Raw genomic sequence first — 25,077 nt, forward strand, 5'->3', positions numbered from 1 at the left:
AGCGGATAAAGCAATCGTCATTTCGGGAAACCTGACTAGGAGTGATGATGTCACGGAGGCTGGGCGCCCGCGTGAAGGATGTGTCCCCGCGCTGGGCCAAGGATATGGCCAACGCGGCCACGCGGGCTTATGCCGTACAAACCGCTAGCCAGCGGCATCTACCGGATTTTCTGATCATCGGCACCAAGCGCGGGGGCACCACCTCCCTGTGGAACTATCTGGTGCAGCACCCGATGGTCATGCCGATGTATCCGGAGTCCCGGGAGATCAAAAGCCCTTGGTACTTTTACGTGAACTACGCCAAGGGCGATGCGTGGTATCGCTCACATTTCGCGACAGAGGCGCAGCTCGACAGACTTGAGAAAAAATACGGTGTGCGCCCGTTGACCGGTGAGGCGTGCCCGTATTACATGTATTATCCGCCGGTGGCGCAGCGGGTGCTCGACCGCATGCCCAACACGAAGATCATCATGACACTGCGGGACCCGGTGAAGCGTGCCTACTCGCACTACTGGGAGCGGGCGAACCAAGGCGGCGAGCCGCTGACCTTCGACGAGGCGCTCGCCGCGGAGGCGGACCGGATGCTCGGCGAACACGAGAAAATGGCTGCCGATCCGTATTATTATAGCGAGGCCCACGATTATCACAGTTATCGCGACCGGGGCGTCTACCTTCCCCAGGTCGAGCGCTGGCTCGGCCTTTTCCCGCGTGAGAACATCCTGATTATCGCAGCCGAGGACCTTTACCGTGACGAGCGTGCGACCTTTTCCCGCGTGATCGATTTTCTCGGCCTGCCGGCCTGGGAGCTTCCGAAGGCGGAGCGGCATAACTACATCCCCGCCCCGCCCATGAATCCCGAAACCAAAGCCGAGCTCACCGAGTTTTACCGGCCGCACAACCGGGCGCTGTCGGAGCTCCTCGAACAGACATTTCCCTGGGAATCCTGACAGTTTCCTCACAAGAGGAAGTAAATCCCCCGAGGCACATTGACGGAAGCACTAAACATACGTTAGCTTTTGCCTCACTTAGATCGGGGGGCCCTACGCCCGTGCACGGCATCTGATCCGGGCAATCGGCCCTATTCACCTTTTTCCCTGGGGGGAAGCACATGTCCGCCCTTCGACGTGCCGTCATTGCTCTAGCTTTATCCGTCTTATTGAGCAGTGTGGCAATTGTCGCCACCCCACCCGCACCCGCACAGGCCGCCGTCGCCCGCGACGGAACCTCCAGCGACAAGGCCGGCCTGTCGTGCTGGGCCATCAAGCAGGACTTTCCCACGAGCACGGACGGCGTCTACTGGCTCCAGACGCCCAAGCTCATCGCCCCGCAGCAGTTCTATTGCGACATGACCACCGACGGCGGTGGCTGGGTTCTGCTCGGCCGTGGCCGCGAGGGCTGGACGTTCTACTACCCGGGGCAGCGCACTCCCGGCGTCATCCGCAACTCCCCCTCGGGAACCGGCGCCTTCGCTCCGGCGGCCCTGCCAGGTGACACCGTCGACGCCCTGCTCGGCGGCACCCGGGTGGACGCGCTGCAGGACGGCGTGCGGCTGCGCCGCGCCGCCAACAACACCGGCACCTCCTGGCAGGAGGTCCGCTGGCGGTTCGCCAACCGCGACGCCTGGTCGTGGACCTTCGACGCCAACCCCCGGCACGGGCTCAGCTCCGTCACCGTCAACGGGGTAAACTACGGCGCGGGCAACACGCGCGACTGGAGTTTCCAGAACGGCCCGCTGCGGATCTTCACCTACGAGTGGAACAACCACGGGTGGAAGAAGGGCTTCAGCTACGGCTCCACCATGGCGGGCGCCTCCACCTCGGCGACCAGCTACCTGTGGCAGAACACCACCGAGGGGCACCCGATCCCCTTCACCCAGGTGTGGATCCGCCCCCGCATCACCAGCGCGACCTACGACGCGATCCCCGAGACCGGCACGGCGGCGACGACGGTGCCCCCGGTGGTCAGCAACGCCACCACCCCCCTTTCCTGGGGCGTGACCGGTGTGGTCGGCGGCGGCGTCGGCGAGGAGAACCTCGAGGTTCAGTCGCTCGGCATCCTCGGCAACACGATCTACGTCGGCGGCAAGTTCTCCCACGTGCAAAAGGGCCCGAATCCCGCCCCAGCCGACAAGGTGAACCAGCAATACCTCGCGGCCTTCGACCTCGCCACCGGTGAGTGGCGGTCCGGCTTCCTCCCGCAGCTCGACGGACAGGTCTGGGACATCCAGGCACTCGACGACAAGGTCGTCATCGCCGGTGAGTTCACCAACGTCAACGGCGAGCCCAACACCGCCGGCATGGCGGCGCTCGACCCGGCCACCGGCGCGGTCGTGCCCGGCTGGCGCACCACCTTCACCAGGGCCGGCGGACTGCCCGTCAAGGTCAAGGCCCTCGACCGCCAAGGCGACTGGATCTACATCGGCGGCGGGTTCAACCACGTGAGCGGCGGCAACCCGCTGAGCAGCCCCGTCTGGGCGGTCGCGGCCGCGCGGGTCAGGGTCTCCGACGGGCGCCCCGACGCCAACTGGACCCCCCACTTCGACGCCAACGTCATCGAACTCGACGCCAGCTCGCAGGGCGACCGGGTCTACTTCGGCGGACGCTTCTCCAACGTCAACGGCCAGCCCGCCAACAGCTTCGCCGTCATCAGCACCGCCACCCCCGCGGCGCTGGTCCCCGGGCTCGGCAACTGGCTGCCCAGCACGGCGGCGCAGGCGCGCGACTATCGCCAGACCGTCCGCGAGGTGGGCGACAAGGTCTGGATGGGCGGCGCCGAGCACGACTTCCAGGTCTACACCCGTGACAACCTCACGCGTGTCGCCGGCCACATCACCAGGCAGGGCGGCGACCTGCAGGCGTCCGAGGAGATCAACGGCATCATCTACGGCGCCTGCCACTGCCCCGAGTTCGTCTTCAACGACGCCTCAAGCTGGGACAACACCACCGGCTGGTCCAACGCCCACCAGATCCTCTGGATCGGCGCCTGGGACGCGCAGACCGGTAAGTACCTCCCGAACTTCGCCCCGTCGATCGACTCCCGCCGCGGCGACGGCCCCTGGGAGCTGCTGAAGGACGACAACGGCTGCCTCTGGTTCGGCGGCGACATGAACCGCGGCTCTTGGGACAGCGGGTCCGGTGGCTACCAGTGGCTCGGCGGCTTCGGCCGGCTCTGCGGCACCGACAGCACCGCGCCGACCACACCAGGCAACTTCCGCCTGACCGGCACCTCCGGCGGCAACCAGCTCGCCTGGAACGCCGCGAACGACTCCTCGGGCGCGCCGGACTACGAGATCCTGCGCGACGACCGCGTCATCGCCAGGACCGGCGGCACGAGCTGGACCGACAGCGACCCGCTGGGCACCCACAAATACTGGGTCAGGGCCATCGACGACGCCGGCAACCGGTCGGCGAGCTCCCCCGTCCTCAAGGTTCAGGCCACCGCCAACCTGATGCAGAACGGCGCGAGCTGGAAGTGGGTCTACGACGGGGTCGACCTGGGCACCGCCTGGACCGGCACCTCGTTCGACGACTCGGGCTGGGCGTCCGGCCCCGGCGAGCTCGGCTACGGCGACGGCGACGAGGCGACCACGCTGCCCGAGGGCACCACGCCGCGGCACTGGACCGCCTACTTCCGCACCACGCTGAACGTCGCCGACCCCGCGCAGTATGAAGAGCTGCTGATCGACCTCATCCGCGACGACGGCGCGGTCGTCTACATCAACGGGGTCGAGGTGGGCCGGACGAACCTCCCGGCAGGTCCCATCGCTCACAACACCCCTGCATTGGTGGGTTACTCCTCCAACGCCGACGAACGCACCCCCGTGCGCTTCACGGTGCCGGCCTCCGCGCTGGTCGCCGGGAACAACACGATCGCGGTGGAGATGCACCAGAACAACCAGTGGAGTGTCGACCTGAGTTTCGCGATGAACATCAACGCGACGCTGCCGTAGCGCCTCCTCGACTACAAGGGAGCCCCCGAGGTGTTCACCTCGGGGGCTTCTCCGCGTTCTCCCCGAAGGGGCGGTGTCATCTGCGGAAGGGGCCTCGCTTCTGGCGGGCGACGAGTGCGCAGACGAGTTCGCCGAAGCGTACGGCTGTCGCCTCGGTGGCGCTCTCGTCGTGCTCGGCGCGGTAGCGGGAGGGGTCGGCCAGGGCGGCGTTGAGGTGGGCGACGAGTTCGTCCTCGCCGGTGGCGAGCGCGATGTGGTGGCGGGCCGCGATCACCTGGGTGAACCTCACCTGGTGGTCGTCGACGTGCTCACCGTGCTTCGCCGTACGCGGCACGACGATCGGCAGCAACCCGGCCTGCCGGCACTCCACGATGCCGCCGGGACCACCTTGGCAGACGACCGCCGTCGCCTCGCGCAGGAGGGCCTGCAGCTTGTCGTAAGGCAGCATGTCGTGGCATTCGGCGCCGCGCGGCGGGCGGGAGGTGCCGTGCTGCACCACGCAGCGCACCTCTCCCGGCATGCCGTCGAGCCAGCGTTCGATCCAGTCCATGAGCCGGGTGAAGGGGTGGTGGTCGGTGCCGACCGTGACCAGCACTAAGGCGGATGCGGGCATGGGTCACATCACCTGCCCGACGACGACGCCCTTGGGGTAGATCTCCCGCTGTTCCGGCCACTGCAGCAGGAACAGATCGGACAGCGGATAGCAGAGTTTGCCGGTGAGGGTCTGGGTGTCGATGCGGTCGTAGACCTCAAGGTAGACGGTGCGGCTGCCGAACAGCTTGGCCAGCAGGAAGAACGGGTAGGCCACGCCGGCGCCGGTGCTCACGATCACGTCGGGGCGATAGGTCGGCAGGAGCCGTACGGCGAGGAACAGGTTGCGTAATAAGTTGGGGATGTTGCGGGTGGTGGGGTGGTAGGCCCACGTCACCTTCTCCTCGGCGAGCAGGGAGAGCGCGTCGGTCTGCTTGAAGGTCACCCAGTGGCGATCCTCCCCCTGCCACCACGAACGCAGGCGGTAGAGCTGCCCGAGGTGGCCACCACCCGAGCAGACGAAAAGCACTTTCACGAGGCCACCTTCTCCCGGCGCGGTCTCACGCCGAAGCACGCAGTCCAGCAAGAACCCCGAGCATCGACTCAGGGAAGATCCGGGCGTGCCATCCACCGCCGCCGGCCCGGAGGCGGCAGATGCGCACGAACATCTCACAGAGGTAGAGCCAGGCCACGAGCTCTCTCGCCTCGGGCGGCACACCCACGCCGGGCAGTTCCTCGCGAGCGGCTCTGAAGGCGTCGGCGACGCCCTGGCCGAGTTCGAGGCCGCGCATCGCGACCGCCACCTGGAAGCGCCAGTTGATCAGGTCGAAGCCGATTGGTACGGCGGGAGCACTGTGTTCCCAGTCCCACACCCAGAGGTCGGAGCCGTGCCGGCCGACGTTCCAGGGCGCCCAGTCGCCGTGCCAGCGGCCGAACCGCAGCGGGGTGACGCCGTGGTCGGCCTCGATCCGGTCCATCGCGGCCGTGATCGCCTTCGCGGTGGCGCGCACGTCCTCGCCGAGAGCGCCGGAGGAGGCCATCGCCGCGGCCTGGTCGGTGAGCTCGTGCCAGTAGGTGGAGTCGGCGAGTTCCTTGGTGAAGGTGCCGGTGCTCTCGGCGATGCCGAGGGGGATGCTCGGGTCGAGCGGCTGGTCGGGGTCCGGGTGGCGGCGCACTCCCTGGGGCAGCGGCTCGACGACCGTGATCATCCGGCCCTGCCAGGGGCCGTGGTGCAGCACGCGCGGGACCCGCACGGGAACGGCGTCGCCGACCAGGTTCATCGATGTCGCCTCGCGGGTGACGAGGGTGCGTGTGGCGTCGTTCCAGCCGACCTTGGCGAAACCCGCGGGTTTGCCGTCGGCGCGGTGGAAGAGCTGGAGGATCGGCTTGAGGTTGGGGTCGGGCTCGCGCACGCTGATGCCGGCGACCAGGGCCCCGCCGAGGATGCCGCCCAGGTGAGCCGTGGGGACGAACTCGGGGATGCGGCGGTTTGGCAAGTCCGCGTGGAGGGAGACCACGAGGCGGCGGCGCAGGAGCAGCTGGGCGAGCCCGGTGCGATATCCGGCCCCGAGCAGTGCCCGGGAGAGTCGTAGTTTGGGGGGGCGTAGCCCGTTGTAGCGGCTCACGGAGGCCGCGGCCGACGTGCTGCCGGCCACGGGCACCAGAAACCTCGCCCGTGCCGGGTCGGGGGTGACGCCGTAACGCTCGACGGCCCGGTAATCGGGCGGCACGTGGTCGAAGGCCACCCGGACCGGCCATTCGCCCGAGGGTTCCGGGGGGAGCCAGAGCTGGCCCATCAGTGCGCGCAGTGCTTCACTCGCCTCGGCCGCAGGCACCTGGCCGTCGTCACTCATCGATCGCAAGAAGGTCCCACCATCTGGTTGTGACACCCGTGTAACCGGCATCCCTAGAATAATCACCCAACTTTGGGCATAGCGTGATTTCAGCTACTTCATAGTAGGTAACTGAATTTAAGCCAACCACTTTCTCCTTTATGGGCATCTTTCACCCACGGTGCCGCTTTCCACGGGTGATGCGTACGGCCGACCAGGAGGAAAGGGACAGCGATGGCGCAAGGGCGGCGGAGCCCCCAAGGGCCGCCAACGCCATTGCGCCATCGAAGAGGTTGATAAGCCTCAGTACGCCCCGGTGCCGCGGATCACCGCGGCCCATGTCTTCCACAGGATCTGCAGGTCGAGCGTGAGGGACCAGTTCTCGACGTAGCGCAGATCCAGCCGCACCGACTCCTCCCAGGACAGGTCCGAACGCCCACTGACCTGCCACAGTCCCGTCATGCCCGGCTTAACCACCAGGCGGCGGTGCACATCGGTGCCGTATTGCGCGACCTCCGCCGGGAGCGGCGGACGCGGCCCGACCAGCGACATATCCCCGCGCACCACATTGAGAAGCTGGGGGAGTTCGTCGAGAGAATAACGCCGGAGCCACGAACCTACCCCGGTGATCCGTGGATCGTTCCTCATCTTGAAGAGCACGCCATTGCCCTCGTCCAGCGCCGCGAGATCACGTTTGACACGTTCGGCGTCCACGACCATGGTGCGGAATTTGAACACCGTGAACTCGCGCCCGTTCTTGCCCACTCGAATCTGGGTGAAAAGCGCCGGACCCGGGCTCGTGCGCCGAATCATAAGCACGATCGCACATAAAAGCGGGGAGAGCAGAAGAAGAGCCAGGCTCGCCACACACCTGTCGAAGGCACCCTTGATGTTCTGCCGGGTGCCCGACAGATCGGGGTGCTCCACGTGCAGGAGGGGCAGCCCCGCCACCGGGCGCACACTTGTGCGGGGACCGGCGACGTCCGTGAGCGCCGACGCCATGAATAGATCGGTGTCGGTCTCGGCCAGCCGCCACGCCATGCGCCGCAGCGCGATCCCGTCGAGCTCCGGGCAGGCGAGCACGGCCACCGCGTCGCCCGACACCTTCGTCACGACCTCGGCGACGTCGCTGAAGTCGCCGTAGACCGGGACACCGTCGACCATCCCCTCCTCCGAGTCGAGCGGAAGCCTGGGCAGGCAGACGGCCACGACCTGCATGCCGTGGTAGCGCTCTCGGCGCAACTGGCGCACGAGATCGGCGACGCTGCCGGCGTGGCCGACGGCCACCACGCGCCGCAGGCACTCGCCCTTGGCCCGGCGGCGATGGAGACGCTTGCGCAAGCCGTACCTGAAGAGCAGGCCGACGAGCGCGAGCAGCGGGAAGCCGATCATCACGTAGCTGCGTGCGACCGGCGTCTGCGTGACATAGGCGGCGATGGCGACGAGCGACGCCATCGCGGCCGCCGCTCGTAGCACGGAGCGGTATTCGTCGGGGCCGTCCCCGACGCGGTGCGACTCGTAGCCGCCGGCGAAGGCTACCGCCAGCGGCCAGAACAGAATAAGCAGGACTCCTAGCGGCAGCTCCGGCCAGTAGAAAACGGACGTAAGCATGCGAATCGCTATGAGACCACCAAATGCCACTACTGAGCAGGCGAAATCGCCCAGAACGGCACTGAGCACGTAGCCCTGCTCCCACTCATTGTGGTCCCAGGGCGCGCGGGACACATCCGTACGGAATTCTCCGTCGGCAACAGCGGTCATCCTCGCCTCGCGATCAAGATCTCCCACCCCACGCCTAACAGACGCCCCATCCGCCCATCGGGTTGTCCCGCAAACGCGAACCTGTCAGACCTATTTCGTGAGCCTAGAATGATCATGACTTTGGTGTAAAGAGTCTCCAAACGTCCACATGTGGCCAATGCCGTGACATTTCATCACTTGACAGGTGGAGATCTACGTAGTGCGCCATGCTTAGCCCCGAAGGAGTTACACGATGAGTCTCTAGGTGAGGATGATGAGCGCAATGCGAGCCAGCCGCAGTCTTCTCATCGTGGGCGTCACCGCAACGGCTCTCGTCAACGTCGCGGCCCTAGTGGTCGCCGAGGGCGAAGCCAAAGCCGAACAACGCGTGGCCGCACCCGGCTTCACGGTAGCGGCGAGCGAGGACACCTACGTCACCACTCACGATCAGCGTGTCGCCAAGGGAAAGGAGTGGCACTTACGCACGGGCACGTCGAGCGGGCAGCGCCGTACGCTGCTGAAGTTCGCCGTGTCCAACCTCCCACCGGCGGCATGTGACATCACCGCCCAGCTTCGCCTGTGGCCGCGAAGAGCGACCGCGGGCAACGAGGTCACCACGGTCAGCCGGGTGGGCCAGGGAAGCTGGAACGAAGGCACACTGTGGGCGAGCAGGCCCACAGTGGGACAGGCACTCGACACGGCCCAAGGGCTGCAGAGCAACACCTGGGCGGCGTTCGACGTCTCCCAGGCCGTCCGGGCCAACGGTGAGGTCTCCTTCACCGTGACCCACCAGGGCACCTCCCACCTCGACTTCGCCTCGCGGGAGAACCGCCAGGTCAACCGGCCGCCCCAACTCGCGATCAACTACAAGACCGACTGCGGTGGCGGCACCGTGCCCACCCCCGGGCCGACCCCCAAACCCACCGTCCCGACTCCCGGGCCGACCACAAAGCCCACCACGCAGCCCACGGGTAAACCCACCGCCGGACCCACCCCCGGCCCCGGCGACGGCGCACTCTGGGGGCTCTACCGGTCGGGCAACGCCGACATCACGGTCCACGAAGGCACGCGACTCAACTCCACCACCGTGCCGCGACGGTTCGACGCCTTCCGGCGCTACTACAGCTTCTCCCAGATCATCGGCACCCCGCCGAACCAGACGGTGAGCTGGCCGAGTAAGCGCGACGCCGAACTCGCCCGCGACCGGGACCTCTTCCTGCTTTTCGACAGCGGATGCTTCGGCAAGTGCCCCACCTCGTTCAACGGCATCGCGCTGCCGAAGCCTGTCAAGTTCACGGGCTCGAACGTTCCCACGGATTTCACCGGTGAGTGGTTCCACCCCCGCGACGTCGCCTCGGGCCGGTTCGACCCTCTGCTGCGGGCCATCGCGAAAAAGATCAAAGCATTCCCGAGCCCCCTCATCCTGGACATTTCCAGCGAAATCGATAGCCAGGTCGAATGGATGGGGAACACCCCGCTCAGAAAGGAGTGGCTGGCGGGTTACCGGGCGATGTGGCGACACATCCATGATCTTTTTGTCAAGGAGGGAGTCACAAACGTCACGTGGAACTATGTGGTGGGTGGCTTCGCCAATGACGATCTGATTTACACCGAGTCCTATCCGGGCGACGCGTATGTCGACTGGATCTCCTGGGACCCTTACGACAACGGCTGCTCACACGGGTCGGCCTATGGCACCCTCGGCCGTTTCTACAACCGATTGGAAGCCGGTCTCCTCGGGCAAGGCGCTCGTAACAAGACCTACGGCATCATGGAATTCGGTTTCGGCAAGCGCTGCCAGCAGGCGTACTTCAAGAACATGGCGGCAGACCTCAAGCGACTGCCCAAGATCCGCGCGGTGCTCTACTTCGACCGCCCCAACATGCCCTACACCCTCACCGAAGAGGGCTGGCGGGGCTACGCCCTGAGCGGCATGGACCAATACTTCAACACCGACGACTGATCCGGCGCACACGCGGTCCCGTGAGGTGAACATCCGCACGCGGATGCGCCTCACGGGGATGGGTCGTCTCCCTCAGTCATATTCAAGATCGGGCAGAGGTGTGGGAGGGTCGGGGCTGCGCCAGACCACGACATCGACGTCGAGGTCCTGCTCCTCCTCCCCCACCCGCTCGACCGCCACCGCGAGCCTGTCGAGATCGAAATCCGGTAGATAGCGGAGCCTGGTCAGAAAAGAGGCGTCGGTGGCGGAGCGAGGCACCACACATCCCTGACCATCGCGGTCGAGAAGGATGTAGTGCACATCGACCTCAAAATCACCCCCGACCCGGACTTCGACCACGTCCTCCCACGCGAGCGCCTCCACGCTGCCGTCCGCGTAGTGACGGGTCACGCCTTCCTCGGTTACGTATACATAGGTGTCCGGCACTGGATCGCCGTGCATGGGCGCGATTGTGACGACTTCTGGCCTGTCGGTGCAAGAGACGCGCTTAAACGTCGCCCCACGTATGGTCGAGATGAGAGGCTACAGCGGCTCTCGTGGCCTCAATCGGACCTCGGACGATGGCCTCCAGCAACGCCCGGTGCTCGGCCACCAGCACCTCCCGATCCCCATAGAGCCCACGCATGCGCACCATCCCCAGCATGGTCTCGGCGGCGAGCACCGCGTAGAGCCGTTCCAGGCGCGGACTCCCCACCGCCTCGATCAAGGCCCGGTGGAACTCCATGTGCCCCGCCACGATCTCCGACCACGGCGCGTCGGCCGGCAGCGCCGCCATATGCGCAAGCGCCCGCTCGGCCGCCTCGACCCGCGTGCCGCACAACGCCGTCGCCATCAGGTCCTCCAGCGCCGCTCGCACGAACATCAAGTCCGCCAGGTCCGCCGCGGTGACCTCCGGGACATAGGCGCTCCGGTTGCGCTCGCGCCGCAGCAACCCCTCGTGCACCAGCACGGCCAGCGCCTCACGCACGGTCGGCCGCGCCACGCCGTATGCCGCGGCGAGCTCCTGCTCGGGCAGTGAGGTGCCGGGGGCGATGTCGCCGGACAGCACACGGGCGCGCAGTGCGTCGGCGAGAGCCGCGACGGCGGAGACGGCACGCAGGGGAAGGGTCACACGGTAGATTCTGCCCGCTCGGGCAGCGCCACCACGACCAAAGCGACCCCCAGCAGGACCAGCGCGGCGGCCGACGCCGCGGTCAGCCTCTCGCCGAGTACGGCGAAGCCCAGCACCGCGGCCACAGCCGGCTCGGCGAGCGCCAGCGTGGCCGCGGAGGCGACCGGCGTCGAGCGCAGGCCCTTGCCGTACATGAAGTAGGCGAGTGCGGTGGTGGCGAGGCCGAGATAGAGCGCGACGGTCAGCCCGGCGGTGTCCAGGAGCCACGAGCTGCCGGTCCACAGCAGGACGGGCGACATGAACACCGCCGCGCCGCCGAACATCGCCCCCATCACCGCGTTCGAGTCCCCTTCGCGGGCGATCACCCGGGCCGCGGTGACTGCGTAGAACGCGTAGACAAGTCCGCCGAGCAGCGCCAGCGAGACCCCGCCGACGACGTCGTTCCCCGATCCGGTGTCCCCGCTGAGGATGAGTACGGCACTGCCGGCGACGGCGGCGACCGTCGCGACAGCCCAGCGCCCGGTGGGGCGGACGCGGTCGACGGCGTAGGAGAGCACACCGGTGAAGACCGGGCCGCTGCCGATCGCGACCACCGTGGCGACGGCCACGCCGGTCTTGGCGACGGCGGCGAAGTAGCAGAGCTGGTAGGCCGCGACGGCGGCGGCCGAGGTGGCGATCGCGACCGGATGGCGACGCGCCACCCGCCATACTGCGGCGCCCGCCAGGGCGGCGAGCAGGCCGCCGCCGATCAACAGCCGCACCGCCGCCAGGGAGCGCGGCTCGGCCTCCACTCCGGCTTGGAGGGCGAGGGTACCGACCGTACCCGCCGTGCCCCAGAGCATGGCGGCGGCGATCACTAATAGGGGGCCGTTGCGCGTCACAGGAGGGATTGTCTGACAACTAGACAAGATTCGTCCAGTCGTCGGCACAAGGTCGCCCCCGTCTCCCCCCGGCGCGGCACTCTCCGGCCCGGGTCCGCCGCGGCAACGCGCATGCCTGGACAAGCCGACACGGGCGCCCTCCGGCCCGGGTCTGCTGTGACGCTCGCCCGCCCTGGATGCGGTGGAGTCGCCTATGCGGCGTTCCCGGGTCCGGAACACGGCGGAGCCGACGGCGCTGTCGTCGTGCGCCGGCGGCTCCGGACGTCCCTGAGATGTGGTGTGCGGGTTTTACGGTTTGGACTGGCCGTTGCGGTTGACGCAGCGGCGCGCGGCGAGCGCCGTGGCCACGCAATGGGCACAGAACTCACCGGCCCTGCCGGCCCGGCAGGTGCAGAAGCACGTGAGTGCCCCGTCCACCATGGCGAACTCGACGTGAGCGGCGCCGTCGTCCACCTCAGCCGTCACAGTGGACGGCGAATACCTCACAAGTTGGACGGCAGCGGCGGCCTCCAACTCGGCCCCCCGCACCCTGGCCGCTTCGGCGGCACGTTCTAGCTCCGCCTCGACCAGTTCCGGAACGGATGTCATCCGAGCCTCCCTCGTGTGGTTTGCCGGGAGTTCTTCTGCGGCCTCGCGAGCGACGGGTCTCGCGACGTCGACTCCGGAGCGGCGGGTCACTCACCAAATGTGTTCGGCCGGCGACTCGTCGTACGGGGCGAAGAAGACTCTCTACACATCAAGACGCGTTCAAGGTCTACTGGGTTCCATTCCCCAACTGTCCCCACGTTGGATACAAAATGGGATACGAGATCTTTTCGGAAAGCTCGCCCCAACACATCACGAAGAGACGTCTCTGGGCGGATTGGGGGGCGTTTCATGAGGATCGCGAACTACGACAATCGCGGCACTGACTCGCCTCAACCCAAAGCATGGCTTAACGCAGGATTATGATTACTTAACGTAGCAGAACGATCGGATCGTCCAATGGTCGGATCATCGCCCCCTTGGCCGTCATCCCGGTGGACGCCGAGGTTGTGGAACCGCGGGGCGAGTAGGGGGATCGTGACGGTCGGCTACTCGCTCACTGACTCGAATCCCCGACAAATACCACGATAGGCGTGTATGAACCCCGTTCTGGACACGCTCCCGCACGACACCGGCCCCAAAAGCCGGGTCATGGAATCAGGTCAACCCTGAACCACCCAGGCCCCACCCGAAGCGACCGACCCACTATGAAATGTCATCGCTTTGGATACCCCTCTAGTGGCCGGTCACATAGGTTGCTACTGTTTCGCCAGATATCCGTCATACCCGGAATGCGAGGTGGCCATGGGCCGTCGCAGACGCCCCATCCGGGTGAAAATCGCCGCACTTCTCCTCATACCGATCGTCTCCTTGGTGGCGATCTGGGGGTTCGCGGCAACGATCACCATCCGGAGCGGTCAGGAACTGCTACGGATCAAGACCGTTTACGACGACGTCATCGTGCCCGTGCGCGCCCTGACCTCATCACTCCAGCACGAACGCATGGACTCGCTGGTCTTCCTCAGCGCGAAGTCCGCGCCCCGCACCGCGCTGGACGCCCAACGCAACACCACGATGATCGCTCTGCACGACCTTGAGCGGAAGGCCATGACCGAGGCAGGCCGGGCCGACCTCCCCCTCGAAATGCAAGAGCGACTCGACGAACTGATGGAGCAGACCGACCGTCTGGCCGACATCAGGGCGCGGGTGGACACCGACAACTACACCCGCATGCAGACCCTGAACGGTTACAACGCGGTCATCAACGCGGCCTTCCAGGTCTACGATCACATGCGGATCTCACCTGACATCGACCTCGTCGACCAGACGAGGGCCGCCAACCTCATCGGGCTCAGCCGCGAGGTCCTGAGCCAGCAGGCCGCGCTTCTGTCGGGCGCGGTGGCCGTGGGCACCATGACACCTGAAGAGCACGCCGCCTTCCGGGACATGGTGACAAACCGCGCCCTCCTGTACACCATGGGCTTCCGACAGCTCGACGACGAACTGCGCGTACCTTATGTCAGGGTGCAGAACACCCGCGACTACCAGCAGTTCGCCGCCATTGAGAAGGCCGTCGTCAGCAGCGTGGAACCGGGTGAACCACTGCCGCCCGAGGCCCTCACCTGGGACTCGACCACCAAGAACCTCGCCGACACCTTCGACCGGATCAGCGGAGAGAGCAGCCAGGTCATCACCGACCGTTCCACACCGCTCGCCACCGCCATCCTGTTGCAGATCGCCGTCGCCGGCGGCCTCGGCCTCATCGCCGTCGCCACCTCCATATTCCTGTCGGTCCGCTTCGGCCGCAGGCTGATCGGCGAGCTGAGCGGGTTGCAGTCGGCGGCGCTCGACCTCGCCGAGCGCAGGCTGCCGAACATCGTCGCCCGCCTGCGCGGCGGCGAGGACGTTGACGTCGCGGCGGAGGCACCGGATATCAAACCCGGCTCGACCGAGGAGATCGCGAGCCTCGCGGAGGCGTTCGCCTCCGTGCAGCACACCGCGGTCGACGCGGCGGTCGGCCAGGCGGAGATGCGCAAAGGCGTCAACAAGGTCTTCCTCAACCTCGCCCGCCGCAGCCAGTCGCTGCTGCACCGCCAGCTCTCCATGCTTGAGGTGATGGAGAGCAAGGAGGTCGAACCGGAGACACTGGACGAACTCTTCGCCATCGACCACCTGACCACGCGTATGCGCCGCCACGCCGAGAGCCTGATCATCCTCTCGGGGTCGGTGCCGGGCCGCGGATGGCGCAACCCCGTCATGCTCTTCGACGTCGTGCGCGCCGCGGTCGAGGAGGTCGAGGACTACCTCAGGGTCGCCGTCAACGTGCCGACCGGGCCGGCTCTCGTGGGCTCCGTGGTCACCGACGTGGTCCACCTGATCGCCGAACTGGTGGAGAACGCCGCGATCTTCTCCCCGCCGCACACGCAGGTGCAGGTGCGGGGTGAGTCCGTCGCACGCGGCTACGTGCTTGAGATCGAGGACCGGGGTCTCGGCATGACCTCGGCCGAGTTCGACGTCTTCAACGCGCGTCTCGCGGAACCTCCCGAGTTCAACCTCGCCGACAGCGACCGGCTCGGTCTGTTCGTGGTGGGCAAGCTCGCCCAGCGCCACGGCATCCACGTCTCCTTCAGGCCTTCGCCGTACGGTGGAACCACGGCGATCGTGCTCCTCCCCGCCCAGCTCGTGACGCAGCCGGAGGAATCCCCCTCGCCGCAGTCGCAGTCCACCGAGAAGGGCGAGAACGAGCTGCCGAAGCGGGTGCGGAAGACCCCCGGCAAAGGCCGGCCTCGCGCACGGAACGGCTCAGGCCGCCAGAGCAGCGGGAACGGCGGGCAGCCCCGGCATCTCAGCGCCCAGCCGAGCATGTTCGCCCCCCTCGTGGTGCCGGACGCCGGGGGAGAGGGCGGCACACCGCCCAAGGAGAATTCGGCTGAGAACGGCGACGGTCCGTCACACACCCTGCTGACCTCGTTCAAGAACGGATGGCGGCGGGCCGAAAAGGAGGAGGGCCCGTGAACGAACGCTGGATGGACCACGACGCCGGCCCCATCATCCGTCCCTACACGATGACGCGGGGGCGGACCCGCCCCACCGGGACCGGACTCGACCTGATCTCGATTGTCACCCGCACTCCCGCGGGCAATGTGAGCTGGGTCAACGGGCTCGCCCCCGAGCACCTGCGGGTGCTCGGGGCCTGCTCCGTGCCGTCCTCCATCGCCGAAGTGGCCTCCGAATCCGGCTTCCCGCTCCGTGTGGTGCAGGTCCTCCTAGGCGATCTGCGCGAACGGGGCCTGATCTCCATCAGGCCCCCGGCCACCGTCGCGCAGCTCCCCCAGGAGCGTCTGCTGCGTGAAGTGCTCCGCGGACTTAAGGCCTTGTGAGACGTTCCACCCCTCGGTGTACGGCTTCCCCAGTACGCCGAGACTGACATGGTGGGGCGAAAGGGTGGGGCCTCGTCAGCTTCGTAGGCCAGGCCCCTCCCGGTCACATGGCGTGAAATAACGCATTTAGATCAATGCGCGCAAACCACGGCGAGTGGCCACTAGCATGATCTGATGGCTACGAGAGGACTGCCGTTCCGCTTCCTCCGCGGCACGGAAAACCCAGCACCTCGACCTCGCACCGAACTTCACGCCCGGCTTGTTCCGGAAATGGGGGGCGGCGCATTATGGGGATGGTTCGGGCCCCTGATCGTTACCATTTTCGGGGGATATCTACGCTTCGTCCGGCTGGGCGACCCGCATTCCGTCATGTTCGACGAGACCTTTTACGCGAAGGACGCCTACGCCTTCACACAGTTCGGCGTCGAACAGAAAACTCTCGACACCGATAAAGACCCCATCGCCAACGACCGGCTGATCGCCGGAAACACCGACATCTTCACGCAGTGTCCACCCGAGGACCTGTCGAACTGCGTGCTCTTCATCGCCCACCCGCCGCTCGGCAAATGGATGATCGCGGCAGGCGAGGCGATCTTCGGCATGACGCCCTTCGGCTGGCGGTTCGCCGCCGCCCTGGTCGGCACGCTGTCCATTCTCATCCTCGCCCGCACCGTACGGCGCATGACCCGCTCCACCATGCTCGGCTGCCTGGCCGGGCTCCTGCTCTCCGTCGAGGCCCTGCACTTCGTGGCCAGCCGGGCCGCACTGCTGGACGTCTTCCTCATGTTCTGGGTGCTCGCGGGGTTCGCCTGCCTGGTCGTCGACCGGGACCGATACCGCCGGCGGCTGGCCGACTGGCGGAGCGCGGGCGGCCAAGACAAACTTGGGCCCGCCCCCACGATGCGCCGGTGGCGCGTCGCCGCCGGCCTCTGCCTCGGCGCGGCCTGCGCGGTGAAATGGAACGCCGCCTTTTTCCTCGCCGCCTTCGCCCTCATGTCGCTGCTCTGGGACGCGGGCGCCAATCGGGCCGCGGGTCTGGCCACGCCGTACAAAGCCGTGCTGTCGCGCATTTTCCCGGGGGCTTCCTTCGCCCTCGGAGTGGTGCCTGTGGTGACCTATGTCCTGTCCTGGATCGGCTGGTTCCTCTCCGAGCGGGGCTACGGGAGAAACTGGGACCAGGCTCTCAGCGCCGGGCCACCGTATTTCGTCTTCGACTCGCTGCGTTCGCTGTGGAGCTATCACGCGGCTATTTTGAATTTCCACACCGATCTGACCGACGGCCACGACTACAGCTCTCAGCCGTGGACGTGGCCGCTGCTCATCAGGCCGGTGGCCTTTCATTATCCGCCGCTGCAGAAATGCGGCGACGACCAATGCGCGCAGGCCGTGCTTCAAACCGGCACTCCGGTGATCTGGTATACCGCGATCATCGCGCTGGTCGCCACGGTCGCCTGGTATTTCTCATCTCGCGACTGGCGCGCCGGGGCCACCGTCCTGGCTTACTCCGCCGGCTGGCTTCCGTGGGTCTACTATGCGATCGCGGAGCAGCGGACCATGTATCTGTTCTATGCGGTCCCGATGGTGCCCTTTATGATCATCGCTCTGACTCTCATGGCGGGCCTCCTCCTCGGGAGGAAGGACCCCGTGTCCCCGCGTCGCCCCTGGGCGGCCGCCGTCATCGGCGCTGTGGCGCTGCTGGCCCTGGTCAACTTCTGGTGGCTCTATCCGGTGCTGGCGGCGGAGACCATTCCCTACTCCGAGTGGCACAGCCGCATGTTCTTCGACTCCTGGATCTGAGCCCCGGCATCCTCATCTCCTGGATCGGGCGACCGCCGGTCAGTCGACCTCCTGCAGTGCCTCCAACCGCTCCCCAACCAACTGCCCCGCCGGCTCGGTCACCTTGTCCACATGGGTGCCGAGTGCGGCCAGGCACTCTTGCACATGGGCCGTTTCCACCGCCGGTAAGCGCACGAGGCTCTCGCCATCCAGTGTCACCCCGCCCTCGACGCGGAACCCCGTCTCCCCGGCCACCACCGTGACCTCGAAGTCCAGCCCGCCCCCGTCCGGCAACGTGAACATCATGCCGACGGCCACCGCCGACACCGCCAGCCGGGTGTATGGCTCCCACCGCACAAACGGCGCGTGAGCCTGGTAAACGACCTGCCCCATCTCGCCGAACCGCACGGCGGCCCGACCGAGCCCCATAAGCAGATCGGCCGCTCCCTGACTGGCGCTGTCCACACCCCGAGGTTAGATCAATCTTTACCTCACGGCCTAGCCGTGCGCAGCCGTCGTGCCCCTTCTACTGCGCGTCCTCGGGGACCAGCAGCAGCAACATGTCCGCGATGCACGCCCCCCGCTTCTCCCCCTCCGGCAGCACGCTCATCCTCAGCGTCGTCAGCGTGCCGGCCGGGGTGCCGCGCACCTCGACGAGCTCCGCCCCCGCCCGCACCTTCGCCCCCACCGGCACCGGCTTCGGGAACCGCGCCCGGTTGAGCCCCGCGTTGACCGCCATCTTGATGCCCTTGACCTCGAAGATCTCCAGCATCAGGACCGGAAGGAGCGACAACGTCAGGAACCCGTGCGCGATCGTCTGCCCGAAGGGCCCCTCGGCCGCGCGCTCCGCATCGACGTGGATCCACTGGTGATCCCCCGTCGCGTCCGCGAACAGGTTCACCTGCTCCTGGGTCACCTGGTGCCACTCGCTGTAGCCCAGGTGCTCTCCCTTGGCCGCCGTGAACGCCGTAAGATCCTCGAAAACTCGCATGCCGCCATCCTTCCTAGCTCACAGACCTGCACGATTGTCCCGCACAGCCCTCCATCCGCAAATCCCGCCGCACCCCTGCCGACCTGCGGCCTCCTCGCCCTGAGAGCGCCACCGCCGCTTAACTGAGACTGCAAACTCTGCCTAATAGGCCATACTGTGCTCGTCGGTGGCTGTGCCACCATTCACCACTGAAGTCTGTATTAACCCCGGGGGGATCCAATGCGGCGTCTATTCGCTTTAGCATGCGCACTTGTTTTCGGCACCACACTCCTCATCGCCACTCCGGCAGCGGCCACCGCCACAAGCACGGCCGCCGCTGCTCCCGTCAAACTCACCCTCCGTTTCGGAAAGTGCCAGTCCACCTGCACGGTGAAAGTAACGGTCAGAAACAGAAGCCGTTACAACATCGACTGGGTGGGTGGGAAGTGCACCCTCAGAGTCAACGGCAAGATCGTGGGGACCGGCCGGATCTACATCGGCCCCATCAAGCGCGGCTACTCCCGCACCAGCAACTGCTACGTCATCAGCTCTAAGCTCGTCCGCGCCTGGCAGAAGTACAGGAACGGCGAAGCCAACTTCAACCGCTACATCACCGCCAGCGCGAAGTACCACTACCGTTACTATCGCTAACGACATCCTTTCCCACCATTAGCGATCCGGGCAGTGCGCCGCGCGCCACTGCCCGATCCCATGGGTGCCGGGAAGACCCCACAGCGTTTACCGCCAAAGACTCGCCGAACTGTTAATGATCACCTTCGACTAAGGGCAGAGCGCCAGAAACTCCCCCGCCACCACAAATCGCCGTTGCCCTCTCGCGCTCCGCGATTACACGGACGCGCACCACACCCGTTGTCCCGCGGCGATATCCTCAACGAATCAAGTCGGCGATCCGGCACAGGCGCCTCACATAATCCCTGCCCGTCCCGCTGTGGAGACGCGGAAGAAGTGCCGACAGGTCACGGGCGCACCTCCTGACGATGCTGAGCTGTCCGGGTCGAGCACCCCTCGGCGGCTCCCCACATAAGCGGTCAGGGGCCCGCGAGGAGGGAGTCGAGCCACACCACCGGCTCGCCGTGGATCTCGACTGCGCGCAGATCATCGGGGAAGGTCGCGCTCCAGTGCTCCGCCCACAGGATCGAGACCTCGGTGAAGGCGGCCCGTTCCCGGCGGGCGTCATGTCGACCGGACACAAGACGCCGGCGCCGCCGAGAGAGCGACGTGCTTCGCCACGGGCATCGGCACTCCAAGCACTATGGGTCATACCGAGGCGCTGAGTTGATTACCGGGGCTGCCGCGCAAACACTACCGTTGGCGTTTCCGGGAGGGGAGAGACCGTGGTGGGCGGTGGCGAGGGAGCGGTGTCCCCTTCTGCGGCTGAGCGGAGGTTCGCCGAGCATCGCGGCCTGCTTCACGCGGTGGCCTACCGGGTGCTCGGGAGTGTCGCCGAGGCTGAGGACGTGGTGCAGGACACCTGGCTGCGCTGGAGCCGCGTGGATGTGGACACCGTTGTGGACGCCGAGGGTTATCTGGTGCGGGTGGTGACCCGTTTGGCGATCGACCGGCTGCGCAGTGCTCGTGTGCGGCGGGAGTCCTATGTCGGGCCGTGGTTGCCTGAGCCGTTGCTCACCAGCCCGGATGTCGCCGAGGACGCGGTGACGGCCGATTCGGTGTCGACCGCGATGTTGCTTGTGCTTGAGACGCTCTCCCCGATGGAGCGTGCGGTTTTCGTGCTGAACGAGGCCTTCGGCTACAGCCACGCGGAGATCGCGCGGGTCGTCGGACGCAACGACACAGCGGTGCGTCAGATCGCGCATCGTGCCAGAAAGGCGGTGGAGGCGCGGCGCCGGCGCTACGACACCGATCAGGCGACCAGGCGGCAGGCCGCCGAGCGGTTCCTGGCCGCCTCCGCCGGCGGCGATCTGAAGGCGCTGATGGAGGTGCTCGCGCCGGACGTCACGATGGTGAGCGACGGCGGCGGTTTCACCGCTGCGCCGCGCAAGCTGATCCGTGGTCGCGATCGCGTCGCCCGTGCGATCGTCGTTCTGTCCAGGCGCTGGCCCGACGGTTCACGCGCCGAGGTGTGCCAGGTCAACGGCGGCCCGGGGATGGTCGTCTACTCGGGGCACACGCCGGTGCTGGCGGCCACCGTACATCTGCTGGATGGGGCTATTGAGGAGGTGCATGTGGTCAGCAATCCGGAGAAGCTGGCCGGTGTTGCACTGTGACCTGCATCACATGGGATGCCTGTCACGTGTGAGGCCGCTTTCTCGTCCGTGAGGCGAATCGGTTCTCAGGGACGAAGGAGATACTCGTGTTCGCGGCCTACCTCGTGGTCACCGTTCTCGCCTCGGCCGTCAACGGAATGGCCTCCATCGCCAACCTCACCGGGCACAAACATCCCATCGCTCAGGCGGAAAAGATGCGCATCCCGCGCTCCTGGACGCTTCCTCTCGGCTTGTTGCTGGGGGCGGGCGCTCTGGGATTGCTGGCCGGATTGGTTGTGCCGGTGCTGGGCACGCTCGCGGCGGCCGGGCTTGTGCTCTATTTCATCGTCGCCTTCGGCGCCCACCTGCGGGCCCGCGACTACGATTTCGGCTCCTGGGCTGTGTTCTTCTCGCTGGCCGTCGCGGCCCTGGTGGTGAACCTCCTGCATCACGGCCTCGCCTGGTGATTCCGCACGCCGAAGCGGACTTCCCGAGGAGGTCCGCTTCCGCGCACCCTTGAGTCCGCCGCTGATCCTGTTCCACGGCGGCGGCACCACCGCGGCGATGTGGTTCGCCGCCTCTGAAGCCGCACGACGGCGGCCTCACCCCAAGGGCACCGTGTGGACAACACGCACCAAAACTCACTCCATACTTGGATGATTCATTATTTTGTACGATTCAGGTGTATGGGGGTAGCTTTGGCGCCATGACCGCATCCCAGACCCCGACCACCGTCGAGGAGCTACGCGGCGCAGGCCTCCGGGTGACAGCCGCCCGCGTCGCACTGCTCGAGACCGTCCGGAACGGTGACCACCTCACCGTCGAGGCGATCGCCTCAGGGGTGCGTGATCGCGTAGGCCATATATCCCTTCAAGCCGTCTATGAGGCCCTCAACGCGCTCACCGCAGCGAGACTCGTGCGGCGCATCGAACCGCCCGGCAGCCCGGCCCTCTACGAGGGACGCGTCGGGGACAACCATCACCATCTCGTGTGCCGGTCGTGCGGCGCCGTCGTCGACGTCGACTGTGCCGTCGGGGAGGCTCCCTGCCTGACCGCCTCGGACGACCACGGCTTCGCTGTCGACGAGGCCGAGGTCATTTATTGGGGCCTGTGCCCCACTTGTACCACCGCCCGCACGTCGTGAGCACCGCAAGTCGTGAGCACCGTGGGCCGCTTAGTCCGAAAGGATCCCCATGACTGAGAACCAAGAGGCAATCGTCGTAGACGCGAAGACGGAGGGTGGAGGTGGCTGCCCGGTCGCTCACGGGCGCGCCCCTCACCCCACTCAGGGTGGTGGAAACCGCCAGTGGTGGCCGGAGCGGCTGAACCTGAAGATCCTCGCCAAGAACCCTGCCGTGGCGAACCCTTTTGGTGAGGAGTTCGACTACGCCGAGGCGTTCAAGAGCCTCGACCTCGCCGAGGTGAAGAAGGACCTCGCGGAGGTGCTGACGACCTCGCAGGACTGGTGGCCGGCCGACTTCGGCCACTACGGCCCGTTCATGATCCGGATGGCGTGGCACAGCGCGGGCACCTACCGGATCAGCGACGGCCGCGGCGGCGCAGGGGCCGGGCAGCAGCGTTTCGCCCCGCTCAACAGCTGGCCGGACAACGCGAACCTCGACAAGGCCCGCCGCCTCCTGTGGCCGGTCAAGAAGAAGTACGGCAAGAGACTCTCCTGGGCCGACCTCATGATCCTGGCAGGCAACGTCGCTCTGGAGTCGATGGGCTTCAAGACCTTCGGCTTCGCCGGCGGCCGTGCGGACGTCTGGGAGCCCGACGAGGACGTCTACTGGGGCCCTGAGTCCACCTGGCTCGGCGACGAGCGCTACACGGGCGACCGCGAACTGGAGAACCCCCTCGCCGCGGTCCAGATGGGCCTCATCTACGTCAACCCGGAAGGTCCGAACGGCAACCCGGACCCGCTGGCCTCGGCCCGCGACATCCGTGAGACGTTCCGCCGGATGGCGATGAACGACGAGGAGACCGTCGCCCTGATCGCGGGTGGCCACACCTTCGGCAAGACCCACGGTGCGGCCGCCGCCGACCACGTCGGCGTCGTCCCCGAGGCCGCGTCGATCGAGGACCAGGGCCTCGGCTGGAAGAGCTCGTACGGCACGGGCAAGGGTGGCGACACGATCACCAGCGGCCTTGAGGGCATCTGGACCGACACCCCGGTGACGTGGGACAACAGCTTCTTCGAGATCCTCTTCGGCTACGAGTGGGAGCTGTTCAAGAGCCCCGCGGGCGCCAACCAGTGGCGGCCGAAGGAGGGCGCCGGGGCGGACACCGTCCCCGACGCCTTCGACCCGGCGAAGCGCCACGCCCCGACGATGCTCACGTCCGACCTGGCGCTGCGCATCGACCCGATCTACGAGCAGATCTCGCGGCGCTTCCTTGAGAACCCCGACGAGTTCGCGGACGCCTTCGCTCGCGCGTGGTTCAAGCTGACTCACCGTGACATGGGCCCGATCACGCGCTACCTCGGCGCGGAGGTCCCCGCCGAGACGCTGCTGTGGCAGGACCCGCTGCCCGCGGTGACGCACGAGCTCGTCGACGCCGGGGACGTCGCCTCCCTGAAGAGCCAGGTCCTCGCCTCGGGCCTGTCGGTGTCCCAGCTCGTCTCCACCGCGTGGGCGTCCGCCGCGTCCTTCCGCGGCAGCGACAAGCGCGGCGGCGCCAACGGCGCGCGTGTCCGTCTCCAGCCGCAGAGCGGATGGGAGGTCAACGACCCGGACGCGCTCGCGGTCGTGCTCCGTACCCTCACGGGGATCCAGGAGGCCTTCAACTCCGCCCAGACCGGTGGCAAGCAGGTCTCGCTCGCCGACCTGATCGTGATCGCCGGCGCTGCGGGGGTCGAGCAGGCCGCCAAGGAGGCCGGCTTCGACGTCACGGTTCCCTTCGCGGCGGGCCGTGTGGACGCCTCGCTTGAGCAGACCGACGTGGAGTCGTTCGAGGCGCTTGAGCCCGTCGCCGACGGGTTCCGCAACTACATCGGGAAGGGCAACCGGCTCCCGGCGGAATTCCTGCTGATCGACCGGGCGAACCTGCTCAACCTGAGCGCGCCCGAGATGACGGTCCTCGTCGGCGGCCTCCGCGTCCTCGGCGCGAACCACCAGGGGTCGTCGCTCGGCGTGCTCACGGAGACCCCTGGGCGGCTGACCAACGACTTCTTCGTCAACCTGCTCGACATGGGCACGGCGTGGAAGCCGACGTCCGACGACGCAAGCACCTTCGAGGGCCGCGACACCGCCACGGGCGAGGTCAAGTGGACCGGCAGCCGCGTCGACCTGGTCTTCGGGGCGAACTCCGAGCTGCGCGCCCTCGCGGAGGTCTACGCGAGCGATGACGCGAAGGAGAAGTTCGTGAACGACTTCGTCGCGGCATGGGACAAGGTGATGATGCTCGACCGGTTCGACCTGGTCTGATCACGCGACGTCCAGGCCGGCCCCGCTTGGGTCGGCCTGGACGTTTCCCCCTGCTGCCGGGGTCATCCGTACAAATAGGGTTGATCCCTCGGCAGCCGCCGGATGTGTTCGCCGACATGGTTCCCCTGTGATTCTCGTGCGGGACGCCGCGTAGAGCCGTCGCTCCGCCGCGTCGACCACGCACACCTCCCCTTTTCGCGCCCTTTTCGCGCTGCCGTGTGCGTGCCGTACGGATCATCCCGACGAGACTAGGGACGTGCTCTTGCACACCGCACAAATAGCCCTAAACGACGTATTCAAGCGCTATGACGACCGTGTCGTACTTAACCGGGTCTCCTTCACCGTCAAGCCGGACGAGAAGATCGGCGTGGTGGGTGACAACGGCTCCGGAAAATCCACGTTGCTCAAGCTCCTGGCCGGGGTCGTGACACCGGACAACGGCGAGGTGAACGTGGTCGTGCCCGGCGGCCTCGATTATCTGGCCCAGACTCTCGAACTGCCCGGCACCGCCACCGTGGCGGACGCCGTCGACAAGGCGCCGGCCGACATCCGCGACCTGGAGAGACGGATAGGGCGGCCGAGAGCGACCTGACCGACCTGGATGCGCATGCCAAGCTGATCGCGCAATACGAAGCCCGAGGCGGATATGAGGCCGACACCCGAGTCGACCTCGCCCTGCACGGCCTCGATCGGGCCCGGCGGCTCGGCACCCTCTCCGGTAGCCCTGCGGCGCAGAATCAAGGCCGACCCTTCGCACTACGCCGAGGCT

Annotated in this window: 22 protein-coding genes and 1 pseudogene; 12 read left to right on the plus strand and 11 right to left on the minus strand. The window is 66.9% G+C overall.

What is annotated here, in order from left to right; all coding sequences use genetic code 11:
- Positions 1 to 47: 47 nt before the first annotated feature.
- Both Ssi02_RS18275 and Ssi02_RS18280 read left to right on the plus strand, forming a co-directional pair.
- Positions 48 to 947, plus strand: coding sequence for a sulfotransferase (locus tag Ssi02_RS18275; protein WP_204026998.1), 900 nt, complete (start codon positions 48 to 50; stop codon positions 945 to 947).
- A gap of 218 nt (positions 948 to 1,165) precedes the next feature.
- Positions 1,166 to 3,949, plus strand: a complete 2,784-nt coding sequence (locus Ssi02_RS18280) for a fibrinogen-like YCDxxxxGGGW domain-containing protein (protein WP_204027000.1) — start codon at positions 1,166 to 1,168, stop codon at positions 3,947 to 3,949.
- Between the two features lie 76 nt (positions 3,950 to 4,025).
- Here Ssi02_RS18280 and Ssi02_RS18285 read toward each other — a convergent pair whose 3' ends face one another.
- The 4 genes from Ssi02_RS18285 to Ssi02_RS18300 all read right to left on the minus strand — a co-directional run bounded on the left by Ssi02_RS18285 (position 4,026) and on the right by Ssi02_RS18300 (position 8,037).
- Positions 4,026 to 4,562 (minus strand): glycosyltransferase, encoded by a 537-nt coding sequence (locus Ssi02_RS18285; protein ID WP_204027002.1) that lies wholly within the window; start codon positions 4,560 to 4,562, stop codon positions 4,026 to 4,028.
- Between the two features lie 3 nt (positions 4,563 to 4,565).
- On the minus strand, positions 4,566 to 5,015 hold the full coding sequence (pssD, locus tag Ssi02_RS18290; RefSeq protein ID WP_204027004.1) for a PssD/Cps14F family polysaccharide biosynthesis glycosyltransferase: 450 nt from the start codon (positions 5,013 to 5,015) through the stop codon (positions 4,566 to 4,568).
- 25 nt (positions 5,016 to 5,040) lie between these two features.
- Positions 5,041 to 6,342 carry a hypothetical protein gene (locus Ssi02_RS18295; RefSeq protein WP_204027006.1) on the minus strand — a complete coding sequence of 434 codons (1,302 nt, stop codon included), beginning with the start codon at positions 6,340 to 6,342 and terminating at the stop codon, positions 5,041 to 5,043.
- Positions 6,343 to 6,615: 273 nt separating this feature from the next.
- Complete coding sequence (locus tag Ssi02_RS18300) at positions 6,616 to 8,037, minus strand: sugar transferase (protein WP_373870168.1); 1,422 nt, start codon at positions 8,035 to 8,037, stop codon at positions 6,616 to 6,618.
- A 289-nt stretch (positions 8,038 to 8,326) separates the two neighbouring features.
- Between Ssi02_RS18300 and Ssi02_RS18305 the strand changes: the two genes are divergently transcribed.
- The gene (locus Ssi02_RS18305) at positions 8,327 to 10,015 is read left to right on the plus strand and encodes a CBM96 family carbohydrate-binding protein (RefSeq protein WP_204027010.1); all 1,689 of its coding nucleotides are present in this window, start codon (positions 8,327 to 8,329) and stop codon (positions 10,013 to 10,015) included.
- 72 nt (positions 10,016 to 10,087) lie between these two features.
- On the opposite strand, the gene Ssi02_RS18310 is transcribed toward Ssi02_RS18305, so the two are convergent.
- From Ssi02_RS18310 to Ssi02_RS18325, 4 genes are all read right to left on the minus strand, one after another.
- Entirely contained in the window at positions 10,088 to 10,405 is a 318-nt protein-coding gene (locus Ssi02_RS18310) for a hypothetical protein (protein WP_239129015.1), read from the minus strand.
- A 97-nt stretch (positions 10,406 to 10,502) separates the two neighbouring features.
- The gene (locus Ssi02_RS18315; protein WP_204027014.1) at positions 10,503 to 11,126 is read right to left on the minus strand and encodes a GntR family transcriptional regulator; all 624 of its coding nucleotides are present in this window, start codon (positions 11,124 to 11,126) and stop codon (positions 10,503 to 10,505) included.
- A complete protein-coding gene (locus Ssi02_RS18320) occupies positions 11,123 to 12,007 on the minus strand; it encodes a DMT family transporter (protein WP_239129016.1) in 885 nt (294 codons plus the stop codon). Before Ssi02_RS18320 ends, Ssi02_RS18315 begins: the two co-directional genes overlap by 4 nt.
- Positions 12,008 to 12,295: 288 nt before the next feature.
- Positions 12,296 to 12,595: a hypothetical protein gene (locus Ssi02_RS18325; RefSeq protein ID WP_204027015.1), complete on the minus strand. Its 300-nt coding sequence runs from the start codon at positions 12,593 to 12,595 to the stop codon at positions 12,296 to 12,298.
- A gap of 741 nt (positions 12,596 to 13,336) precedes the next feature.
- Between Ssi02_RS18325 and Ssi02_RS18330 the strand changes: the two genes are divergently transcribed.
- The 3 genes from Ssi02_RS18330 to Ssi02_RS18340 all read left to right on the plus strand — a co-directional run bounded on the left by Ssi02_RS18330 (position 13,337) and on the right by Ssi02_RS18340 (position 17,709).
- A complete protein-coding gene (locus Ssi02_RS18330; protein WP_204027016.1) occupies positions 13,337 to 15,547 on the plus strand; it encodes a sensor histidine kinase in 2,211 nt (736 codons plus the stop codon).
- Positions 15,544 to 15,912, plus strand: coding sequence for a DUF742 domain-containing protein (locus Ssi02_RS18335; RefSeq protein ID WP_239129017.1), 369 nt, complete (start codon positions 15,544 to 15,546; stop codon positions 15,910 to 15,912). The genes Ssi02_RS18330 and Ssi02_RS18335 overlap by 4 nt, the downstream gene beginning before the upstream one ends.
- 270 nt (positions 15,913 to 16,182) lie before the next feature.
- Positions 16,183 to 17,709 carry a dolichyl-phosphate-mannose--protein mannosyltransferase gene (locus Ssi02_RS18340; protein WP_204027221.1) on the plus strand — a complete coding sequence of 509 codons (1,527 nt, stop codon included), beginning with the start codon at positions 16,183 to 16,185 and terminating at the stop codon, positions 17,707 to 17,709.
- Positions 17,710 to 17,748: 39 nt separating this feature from the next.
- On the opposite strand, the gene Ssi02_RS18345 is transcribed toward Ssi02_RS18340, so the two are convergent.
- Together Ssi02_RS18345 and Ssi02_RS18350 are read right to left on the minus strand one after the other, a co-directional pair.
- The gene (locus Ssi02_RS18345; RefSeq protein ID WP_204027018.1) at positions 17,749 to 18,153 is read right to left on the minus strand and encodes a hypothetical protein; all 405 of its coding nucleotides are present in this window, start codon (positions 18,151 to 18,153) and stop codon (positions 17,749 to 17,751) included.
- A 61-nt stretch (positions 18,154 to 18,214) separates the two neighbouring features.
- Positions 18,215 to 18,679 carry a MaoC family dehydratase gene (locus Ssi02_RS18350; protein WP_204027019.1) on the minus strand — a complete coding sequence of 155 codons (465 nt, stop codon included), beginning with the start codon at positions 18,677 to 18,679 and terminating at the stop codon, positions 18,215 to 18,217.
- A 219-nt stretch (positions 18,680 to 18,898) separates the two neighbouring features.
- Between Ssi02_RS18350 and Ssi02_RS18355 the strand changes: the two genes are divergently transcribed.
- The gene (locus Ssi02_RS18355) at positions 18,899 to 19,309 is read left to right on the plus strand and encodes a hypothetical protein (RefSeq protein WP_204027020.1); all 411 of its coding nucleotides are present in this window, start codon (positions 18,899 to 18,901) and stop codon (positions 19,307 to 19,309) included.
- Positions 19,310 to 19,707: 398 nt separating this feature from the next.
- Here the strand turns inward: Ssi02_RS18355 and Ssi02_RS18360 are convergent, their stop codons facing one another.
- Positions 19,708 to 19,869 (minus strand): hypothetical protein, encoded by a 162-nt coding sequence (locus tag Ssi02_RS18360; RefSeq protein WP_204027021.1) that lies wholly within the window; start codon positions 19,867 to 19,869, stop codon positions 19,708 to 19,710.
- Between the two features lie 168 nt (positions 19,870 to 20,037).
- On the opposite strand from Ssi02_RS18360, the gene Ssi02_RS18365 reads away from it, so the two are divergent.
- The 5 genes and pseudogenes from Ssi02_RS18365 to Ssi02_RS39340 all read left to right on the plus strand — a co-directional run.
- Complete coding sequence (locus Ssi02_RS18365; RefSeq protein WP_204027022.1) at positions 20,038 to 20,904, plus strand: RNA polymerase sigma-70 factor; 867 nt, start codon at positions 20,038 to 20,040, stop codon at positions 20,902 to 20,904.
- Between the two features lie 86 nt (positions 20,905 to 20,990).
- Positions 20,991 to 21,350 (plus strand): DoxX family protein, encoded by a 360-nt coding sequence (locus Ssi02_RS18370; protein WP_204027024.1) that lies wholly within the window; start codon positions 20,991 to 20,993, stop codon positions 21,348 to 21,350.
- A 239-nt stretch (positions 21,351 to 21,589) separates the two neighbouring features.
- Entirely contained in the window at positions 21,590 to 22,027 is a 438-nt protein-coding gene (locus Ssi02_RS18375) for a Fur family transcriptional regulator (RefSeq protein WP_204027025.1), read from the plus strand.
- Between the two features lie 49 nt (positions 22,028 to 22,076).
- Complete coding sequence (katG, locus tag Ssi02_RS18380) at positions 22,077 to 24,308, plus strand: catalase/peroxidase HPI (protein WP_204027026.1); 2,232 nt, start codon at positions 22,077 to 22,079, stop codon at positions 24,306 to 24,308.
- Between the two features lie 262 nt (positions 24,309 to 24,570).
- Positions 24,571 to 25,028 (plus strand): annotated as a pseudogene (locus Ssi02_RS39340) (ATP-binding cassette domain-containing protein); the annotation flags it as partial.
- Positions 25,029 to 25,077 lie beyond the last annotated feature (49 nt).

Origin of the sequence: Sinosporangium siamense (assembly GCF_016863435.1) — a bacterium.
Classification (GTDB): domain Bacteria; phylum Actinomycetota; class Actinomycetes; order Streptosporangiales; family Streptosporangiaceae; genus Sinosporangium; species Sinosporangium siamense.

What these genes read in the sequence shown, in the direction of transcription:
- Ssi02_RS18275 (WP_204026998.1), top strand. Translation starts at nt 48, where the DNA reads ATGTCACGGAGGCTGGGCGCCCGCGTGAAGGATGTGTCCCCGCGCTGG.
- Ssi02_RS18285 (WP_204027002.1), bottom strand. Translation starts at nt 4,562, where the DNA reads ATGCCCGCATCCGCCTTAGTGCTGGTCACGGTCGGCACCGACCACCAC.
- Ssi02_RS18305 (WP_204027010.1), top strand. Translation starts at nt 8,327, where the DNA reads ATGAGCGCAATGCGAGCCAGCCGCAGTCTTCTCATCGTGGGCGTCACC.
- Ssi02_RS18325 (WP_204027015.1), bottom strand. Translation starts at nt 12,595, where the DNA reads ATGACATCCGTTCCGGAACTGGTCGAGGCGGAGCTAGAACGTGCCGCC.
- Ssi02_RS18330 (WP_204027016.1), top strand. Translation starts at nt 13,337, where the DNA reads ATGGGCCGTCGCAGACGCCCCATCCGGGTGAAAATCGCCGCACTTCTC.
- Ssi02_RS18340 (WP_204027221.1), top strand. Translation starts at nt 16,183, where the DNA reads ATGGGGGGCGGCGCATTATGGGGATGGTTCGGGCCCCTGATCGTTACC.
- Ssi02_RS18350 (WP_204027019.1), bottom strand. Translation starts at nt 18,679, where the DNA reads ATGCGAGTTTTCGAGGATCTTACGGCGTTCACGGCGGCCAAGGGAGAG.
- Ssi02_RS18355 (WP_204027020.1), top strand. Translation starts at nt 18,899, where the DNA reads ATGCGGCGTCTATTCGCTTTAGCATGCGCACTTGTTTTCGGCACCACA.
- Ssi02_RS18375 (WP_204027025.1), top strand. Translation starts at nt 21,590, where the DNA reads ATGACCGCATCCCAGACCCCGACCACCGTCGAGGAGCTACGCGGCGCA.
- katG (WP_204027026.1), top strand. Translation starts at nt 22,077, where the DNA reads ATGACTGAGAACCAAGAGGCAATCGTCGTAGACGCGAAGACGGAGGGT.